The sequence below is a fragment of the Streptomyces sp. NPDC057623 genome (assembly GCF_042800355.1).
Taxonomy (GTDB): Bacteria; Actinomycetota; Actinomycetes; order Streptomycetales; family Streptomycetaceae; genus Streptomyces.
The window spans coordinates 76,162-83,761 of the sequence record NZ_JBHVGZ010000043.1; the positions used below are offsets into that span (position 1 = coordinate 76,162).

Annotated in this window: 5 protein-coding genes and 2 pseudogenes; 3 read left to right on the plus strand and 4 right to left on the minus strand. The window is 65.9% G+C overall.

Translation table 11 applies throughout. The features are described from left to right. The first annotated feature begins 42 nt into the window (after window positions 1–42). Window positions 43–483, plus strand: a complete 441-nt coding sequence (locus ACFU95_RS33230) for a DUF2000 family protein (protein ID WP_383835344.1) — start codon at window positions 43–45, stop codon at window positions 481–483. 75 nt (window positions 484–558) lie between these two features. Here ACFU95_RS33230 and ACFU95_RS33235 read toward each other — a convergent pair whose 3' ends face one another. Continuing rightward, window positions 559–1,818, minus strand: a complete 1,260-nt coding sequence (locus ACFU95_RS33235) for an MDR family MFS transporter (protein WP_383835347.1) — start codon at window positions 1,816–1,818, stop codon at window positions 559–561. Between the two features lie 177 nt (window positions 1,819–1,995). On the opposite strand from ACFU95_RS33235, the gene ACFU95_RS33240 reads away from it, so the two are divergent. Then, complete coding sequence (locus ACFU95_RS33240; protein WP_383835350.1) at window positions 1,996–2,757, plus strand: phosphoglyceromutase; 762 nt, start codon at window positions 1,996–1,998, stop codon at window positions 2,755–2,757. 78 nt (window positions 2,758–2,835) lie between these two features. Here the strand turns inward: ACFU95_RS33240 and ACFU95_RS33245 are convergent. Next, window positions 2,836–3,030: pseudogene (locus tag ACFU95_RS33245) on the minus strand (site-specific integrase); the annotation flags it as partial. A 55-nt stretch (window positions 3,031–3,085) separates the two neighbouring features. Here ACFU95_RS33245 and ACFU95_RS33250 point away from each other — a divergent pair. Continuing rightward, window positions 3,086–4,128 (plus strand): annotated as a pseudogene (locus ACFU95_RS33250) (DUF1152 domain-containing protein). Between the two features lie 205 nt (window positions 4,129–4,333). Here the strand turns inward: ACFU95_RS33250 and ACFU95_RS33255 are convergent. Next, on the minus strand, window positions 4,334–5,596 hold the full coding sequence (locus tag ACFU95_RS33255; protein WP_383835353.1) for a hypothetical protein: 1,263 nt from the start codon (window positions 5,594–5,596) through the stop codon (window positions 4,334–4,336). A 1,124-nt stretch (window positions 5,597–6,720) separates the two neighbouring features. Next, window positions 6,721–7,398 carry an HNH endonuclease family protein gene (locus ACFU95_RS33260; RefSeq protein ID WP_383835356.1) on the minus strand — a complete coding sequence of 226 codons (678 nt, stop codon included), beginning with the start codon at window positions 7,396–7,398 and terminating at the stop codon, window positions 6,721–6,723. Window positions 7,399–7,600 lie beyond the last annotated feature (202 nt).

Sequence of the window (7,600 nt, forward strand, 5' to 3'; positions counted from 1 at the left end):
ACGTACAAGACGCCGTCGTACGGCGGCCGCCAGTCTCGTCCTATGAACGACACGAGCACCCCGGAACCCGCCGTCCGCTTCGACACCAAGATCGCCGTCCTGCTGCGCGAGGACCTGGAGACCTGGCAACGTCTGAACGTCACCGCGTTCCTGGTCAGCGGCCTGGGGACACAGCTCCCCGAGGTGATCGGGGAGCCCTACGAGGACGCGGACCAGGTGCCCTACCTGCCGATGTTCCGGCAGCCCGTCCTGGTCTTCGAGGGCACGAAGGAGACCCTGACGACGGCCCACGCGCGCGTGCTGTCCCGCGCCCTGCCGCGGGCGCTGTTCACCTCCGACCTGTTCACGACGGGCAACGACCGCGACAACCGGGCGGCGGTGCGGGCCGTGTCCACGGGGGAGCTGGATCTGGTGGGGCTTGCGGTGTACGGGCCGAGGAACGCGGTGGACAAGGTGATGAAGGGGGCGCGGATGCATCCGTGAGGACGCGGACGGGTTCGGGAAAGAGGCAGGGCAGGGCCAGGCGAGGCGGGTGAAGGAGAGTGACGGCGAGTGGGGTCAGGCGGGGCTGACCTCGGGCTTCGTCGCGGCCGGGGTGGTTTCGTCGGTGGCGGGCTCCTGGGTCGGCAGGCGGCGCATCAGGGCGCCGTACCCGACCGCGGCCACCGTCCCGATCACCGCGCACAGCCCCCACAGCCACTCGGCGCCGTACCGGTCGATGACGAAGCCGGACATCAGGGGCGCGACGAGGGCGGCGACGGACCAGGACATGGTGTACATGCCCTGGTAGCGCCCTCGGCCCTCGGCGGGGGAGAGGCGGACGACGAGGCCGGTCTGGGTGGGCGCGTTCAGCATCTCGCCGAGCGTCCACACGCACACGGTGAGAGCGAAGACGCCGACCGACCCCGCGAAGGCGGTGAGCCCGAAGCCGTACCCGGCGAGCAGGGCCGACACGACGAGGATCCGGCGGGTGTCCCGGCGCTCGATGAACCGGGTGACGGGGATCTGGAGCGCGACGATCAGGACGCCGTTGACGGCGAGGGCGAGGCCGTAGTCGGCGGGCGAGAACCCGGCCTCGCCCATGGCCACGGGCAGCCCCACCGACCCCTGCTGGAAGACGAGGGCGACGAGGAAGGACAACCCCACGACGCCCATGAAGCGCCGGTCGCGCAGAACCGTCCCGAGCCGGACCTCCACAGCGCCCTTCTCCGTCCGGGTGGGCCGGGGCCGCGACTCCGGCAGCTTCACGAACACCACGACCGCGCAGACGGCTGTCATGCCCGCCTCGATCAGGAACCCCGAGAGGTAGCTGACCTCGGCGATGAACCCGGCGGCCATGGACGAGACGGCGAACCCGAGGTTGATGGCCCAGTAGTTGAGGGAGAAGGCGCGCACCCGGTCCTCGGGCCGGACGATGTCGGCCATCATCGCCTGCACGGCGGGCCGGGAGGCATTGGAAGCCGCACCGACCAGGAAGGCTACGGCGGCGATGGCGACGGGGTGGTGCATGAACCCGAGCAGCGCGACGGAGGCCGCGGTGGACGCCTGGGCGACGAGCAGGGTGGGCCGCCGCCCGAGCCGGTCGGCCATGACGCCGGCCCCGAGGGAGGAGACCACCCCACCGAGTCCGTGGAGGGCGGCGACGAGACCGGCGTAGGTGGCGGAGTACCCGCGGTCGAGGGTGAGGTACAGGGCCATGAACGTGGCGACGAAGGCCCCGAGCCGGTTCACCAGTGTGCTCGTCCACAGCCACCAGAACTCGCGGGGGAGCCCGGAGACGGTCTCTCGGGTGGCACGTCTCAGGGCGGCGACGGACATGGAGGATCCCCCACGGATGTGAGCGCGGACGTAAGCAAGGATGTAAGAACCCAACAGGGCATCCGCAACTTACAAGCGTGCCGTTCCGTGAGGCCACTCGATTAACAGATCCCGTCAACCGTCCGCTCTTCGGGCGGGGGGAGCACCCGGCCAAAGCCTTGGATTACGCTCAGACGCATGGCCGACGCACCGTACAAGCTGATCCTCCTCCGCCACGGCGAGAGCGAATGGAACGCGAAGAACCTGTTCACCGGCTGGGTGGACGTCAACCTCAACGAGAAGGGCGAGAAGGAGGCAGTCCGCGGCGGCGAGCTCCTGAAGGACGCCGACCTCCTCCCCGACGTGGTCCACACGTCCCTCCAGAAGCGCGCCATCCGCACGGCGCAGCTCGCCCTGGAGTCCGCCGACCGCCACTGGATCCCGGTCCACCGCTCGTGGCGCCTGAACGAGCGCCACTACGGCGCCCTCCAGGGCAAGGACAAGGCCCAGACCCTCGCCGAGTTCGGCGAGGAGCAGTTCATGCTGTGGCGCCGTTCTTACGACACCCCGCCCCCGGCCCTCGAGGACGGCACGGAGTTCTCCCAGTCGGACGACCCGCGCTACTCCACCATTCCCCCGGAGCTGCGCCCCCGCACGGAGTGCCTGAAGGACGTCGTCGTCCGCATGCTCCCGTACTGGTACGACGGCATCGTCCCCGACCTCCTGACCGGCCGCACGGTCCTGGTCGCCGCCCACGGCAACTCGCTGCGCGCCCTGGTCAAGCACCTCGACGGCATCTCCGACGCCGACATCGCGGGCCTGAACATCCCCACGGGCATCCCGCTCTACTACGAGCTCGACGCCGACTTCAACCCGGTGACGCCCGGCGGGAAGTACCTGGACCCGGAGGCTGCTGCGGCGGCTATCGAGGCGGTCAAGAACCAGGGCAAGAAGAAGTAGACCCTGTGATCATGCCCCTGAGCTGCGCATACGGCGCGACTCAGGGGCATTTTCATGCCGTGGAACTTCCCTGGAACCTCACCCCTTGTGATCTTGCGGCCGGAGAGCCTGCCCGAGAGCCTTCCGGGCCCGGTCCCGACTGCTCGGCATGAGGTGTGCGTACACCTTCAGCGTCAGCCCCGGGTCCGAGTGACCGAGGTACTCAGCGAGGGCCTTGATGCTCTCCCAAGCGTCCAGGAGCACCGAGGCGCAGAAGTGGCGGAGGGCGTGCAGCATGACGCGGTTGATCGTCGCAGCAGGAGGAGGGGGCGACGCAGTCGCCGCCGCAATGCTTGACGCCGCCCTGTACGGCGACGAGGACCAGGCGGTGATCCTCACCTACGCGTGGGACCGCCTCCTCGTCGACCCGGTCCCGGGCCCCCGAGGCGTCCACGACTTCACCGGCCTCGAACAACTCACTCCGTCCGTCTCGGCAGTGCCGACGAAGCCCGCCCGATCGCTCCGGCGGGTTCCACTCTCCCTCGACTGGCAGCAGAGCTCCGGCATACGTTCGCGCTGATCGACCCCTACCAGGGCGCCGCAGGCGTTGCTCGCCAACTCAACGAGCTGGTGAGCTACCTGGAGCCGACGTCGATCGACCTCCTGGTGGTCGGCGGCGACATCCTGGCCCGTGGCGACGAGCCGACCCTCAAGAGCCCACTCGCCGACGCCCTCACCCTGGCCGCGTGCTGTCAGGTGAACGCGCCTATCCGTCTGCTGGTCGCCGGCCCCGGCCTGGACGGCGAACTCCCACACGAAGACCTGCGCGACATGCTGGGCCTTCTGGTCCACACCTTCACGGCGAAGGACACGGAGCCAGTGAGCTCGGTCCTGGAGTGACACCCGTCTGAGGCATCCGGGATGCTCGCGGCGACGGCACGAGGAGCGCGGGGCACCTGTGAAGTTCGAGACGCCGGGCTTCCCGTACCGCTCACGGACGAAGGGCCGACAGTCCACGAGGCCGATATGGACGAGGCATTGAGCCGGAACCGGCTGGCCCGTGCCGTCATCTCGACGGAGGGTCTCGACGAGGTGGAGACGCACAGCCGTGAAATCTGCGGCTACTCAGAAATCGACTACGAGCGCAACAAGGCCGCATGGCTCAGCGAACGGCCACCGCTCAAGCTGGACCCGGACGCGGTCTTGGCCCAGCTGGACCAGTTCCAGGCCGAAGCCCGGGACCGCGGAGTCACCCACACCACGTTCCGCCACATCACCGAGGCCTTGAACCTCAGCGGCAGCCAGCGCCACGACCTACGCGAGCTGCTCATCCACAGCCGTCCGCAGCAGTACGACGCACCCCTGTGGCACATCACGACGCAACCTGAGTAGCAACCTTCTTCACGGGCTCAAGGCGGCTCGCTCCGCTCCCCGCGCGCGGCCCGGCCCCCGGCCGGGCCTGCGCTCCTGCCTCCGTCCCGCTCCAGCCCAGCGGGCGTCCGTGCCGCGCTGACAGCGAGCCCCCGCTTTGCTAGATAGGTCGAGCTACAAGCCGATAGGCCCGCTGATCATCGCTGGCCTGCACCAGCAACGTATGTCAGTTTTCAGCCAATTTGAGGAGCTGGGAAATGGGCCGATCAACACTGAGTCCCATTGTCTTCATGCCGTAGGGCTCTTGTTCTGAATCACTGAGCCTTTCCTGGGCGCCCGGGTCGCGCGAGATGTGAACTTGCATGTAGGGGTCTGTTCCGCCTTCTTCGAAGTTCCTCCCTTCGTGCCATTTGGGAATGACCCACCACATGGACGCGTAGTCTCGCTCGGACGTGAGATCCATAATCTTGCTGCTGCGGTAGATTCTTGACTCGTAACGAAAGTATTCGTCACCGGGCTCAGCAAGCCAATCGGGTGCGTCTTTGATGTGCTCTTGGGATTCGGAGTCCACATTCCAGGAATATTCGGCAGAGTTGGCGTAGCTATTGGCGAGCTTACACCTGTCGGCCCTAATGTAAGAGACGGTTGCAAAGAGCTCAACTCTACCCGAAGATGAGGACGGTACCTGGATAACGGGATCGCTGGAAAAGTCGTCACCAGGATCCAGTCGACTTCCTGGACTTACAACTTGCCCGGCCCCCAGCAATCGAGAAGGTCGATTGAAAACCTCATTGCCATAGATCCAGTACCCTTCCTTCAGCTCACCTTTCCACTTCTCTATTCCTCCACCCTTATCCTTGAATTCACTCGGCCACACTTTGGCCCGCCAGAGTGTTCCAACAACATAGATGCTTACAGATCCCTCATTGCGAAATCTCACCCGCGTCGGAACGTTGAGTATCGTGCTTTCAGAGTTTAGTGTCGGCTTCCCGAAGGAGACGCTGAAAGGCACCTTGACGGGGGTGGCATAAGGAACGTACATTGCAGAATAGGCCATGCTCGCTGCGCCTATGATTGCGGACAGTGCCACTCCAAGCGCAAACGTCTTAGGGTACGGGACCCCCTGCCAAACCCTTTGGCGACTCAACTCCCAGAGCGCCCAGAAACCCCACGCCATAAGAACGCTCCAGCGCCAAAGCCGTAGACCCTGATCGCCGCCCCGCCATTGCAAGACAAAAAGGACCATACTTGCGGCCGTCATGGTAATGACGCCCAGCAAGGCCCCTTCTCCGGAATATCGCACCGCCCTCTTTCCCCAGTAGTCGAAGACGGCTGCTGCCGCAATCACTTCCAGTAGGGCTGCGCACAGGAATGCGACACCCATTATCCGTCCGCCGAATGTCAGGGCCTGAAAAGAATCCGCCAGTCCAACCCAGAAAAATACCGCCGATGAAGTGATGAGCCCCAACGCCATCAAGGTTGCTTTCACATGTCGCACCAATGGGCGATCCGGCCATTCTCGGGTCCGCACCCAACGAACCTGACCCGAATTATCCAGGTCAACCTCCTTGAGTCCATTCCGCCGCAAGATCCGACGCAGCTCCCTCAGAGACCAAGCCTTACCGAGGGTCTCGCCTCCAAAGCTGACTTCCCGCAAGCCACGGCTATTGGGGGCGTGTACTATAACGTGCGCCTTACTTCTCATGATGCAAGGGTCACCCCACTCCCCGAGGGCGGCACGCCCTGAGAGCCGATCGAGTGACACCGCAAAATAACGGCTGCGCACATGCTCGACCGGTGTTCCGCGCGCCAGATTCCGCAGGGGCAACGAATTTTTTGTCTTCACTCGTACTGGCCGTGGCTTGCTCTGAGTGACGCACCGACAGCGCTGCTGAGGCCGGCGGGGGTGCAGCGAGGCACACGCGCGCCTGGTTGGTTGGCCGACCCGCCGTCGCGGCTGACTTTCGTCGGCTGTGGCTCAGACCCTCCGGGATCCAGCTCCGCCAAAGGGCGTTCGGGGCGAAGGGGCCGTGCCATTCGCGTGACAGATGCTGCGGGGAATCATGGGCAACAGCGTGTATTTGGACTGGGGATGACCGGGGCTCCAACGCCACTCCGTCCCAGGTCGGTGCAGCAACCGCCGCCAAGAAACCGGAGCTTCCCAAGCTGAGGGCTCCAGCAAATGACGAACAACGCTGACAACCGGCAACAGTCAGGTCGCAGGTCGCAGCGTTGTTCGGTACACCGCCGCGGGTCAGAGCCCCGGCACTTCACCTCTTCGGTCGCTGATCGCACCCAACAGCCGGCAGGTCACATACCGGCGCGGCCGCTCTCGCGATCCGTTTCGCCTTGGCCGGTGTCAGAGGCCCAGGCCGCCGAGGAGGCCGCCGAGAAGGGCGCCGACGGTGCCCAGAAGGCCAGCGAGCGCGTCCATTTGAACTCCTGTCATTAGTGATCTTGTGACCTGAATACGAGTGGACCGACGCCCAGGGAACGGATGGGCGCCCATCGTCACCCGCACGAGCACGCTCAATCGTTCATGCAGGAGGAGTTGAGGAGTTGCTCGTAGGCCCCCTGCCCCGCCGCGAGGGGCAGGGGGCAGGGGCCACGAGGCTACGGAGCGGGTTCGTAGGTCACGGTGGTGTCGGGGCAGGCTTCCGCGAGTTGGGTGAGGGCTTCGATCTCGGCGGTGTCGGCGGTCAGCCCCCAACGGAGCTTGGTCGCGGTCCACTCCGAGGCGTACCGGCATGTGACCTCGACGGTCGGCGGCAGCCACGTGGCCGGGTCCTGGTCGGCCTTGCTGCGGTTCGAGGCGGCCGAGACGGCGACGAGGGAGGGGTGGACGGCCAGGTCGTTGGCGTACGCCTCACGTCGCTGGGCGGTCCACTGGGACGCCCCGGAGTCCCAGGCCTCGGCCAGCGGCACCATGTGGTCGACGTCCAGGGCGGACGCCGAGGTGAGCCACTTGGCGTCGTAGTACGACCACCAACGCCCTCCGGACAGCTTGCAGCCGGGGAGGACCTGGGGTCGTTCGACGGCTTCGGCGAGCAGCACCTCCGCTCGGGTGTTGCAGCCGTCGGTGGGGTTCTGGCCCGCGTTCCAGTGCTTGAAGCTCGTGCGCTGGTAGCCGTCCCGCACTTCCGCGGCGAGCGGGAGGAGGTGGACCGAGGCCGCCATCGGGAGGGTGTACGTCTCGGCGGAACGATGATGCGCGTGGGCCGGTGAGGGTGTTGCGAGGGGAACGACAAGGAGTGCTGCCGCGATCGCGGCGCGCCTGAGGTTGCTGATCACGCATCGCAGAGTTGACTGCGCGTACCTCGAACGAGGGATTCAACTCGAACTCATGGGCCATGTAGACGCAGGAGTTCACCGGACAGGTGTGCCATGGCGCACCCAATGGGGGGTGCCCCTATCTCTTTCGTCAAGGGGCGGGTCGGTTGATTGGTGATGTTTCAGGCGGCTTGGGGGACGGCTTGAGGTTCGAAGAACGTGC

Coding starts and splice junctions, on each gene's coding strand:
- ACFU95_RS33230 (WP_383835344.1), top strand. CDS start 43: ATGAACGACACGAGCACCCCGGAACCCGCCGTCCGCTTCGACACCAAG.
- ACFU95_RS33235 (WP_383835347.1), bottom strand. CDS start 1,818: ATGTCCGTCGCCGCCCTGAGACGTGCCACCCGAGAGACCGTCTCCGGG.
- ACFU95_RS33240 (WP_383835350.1), top strand. CDS start 1,996: ATGGCCGACGCACCGTACAAGCTGATCCTCCTCCGCCACGGCGAGAGC.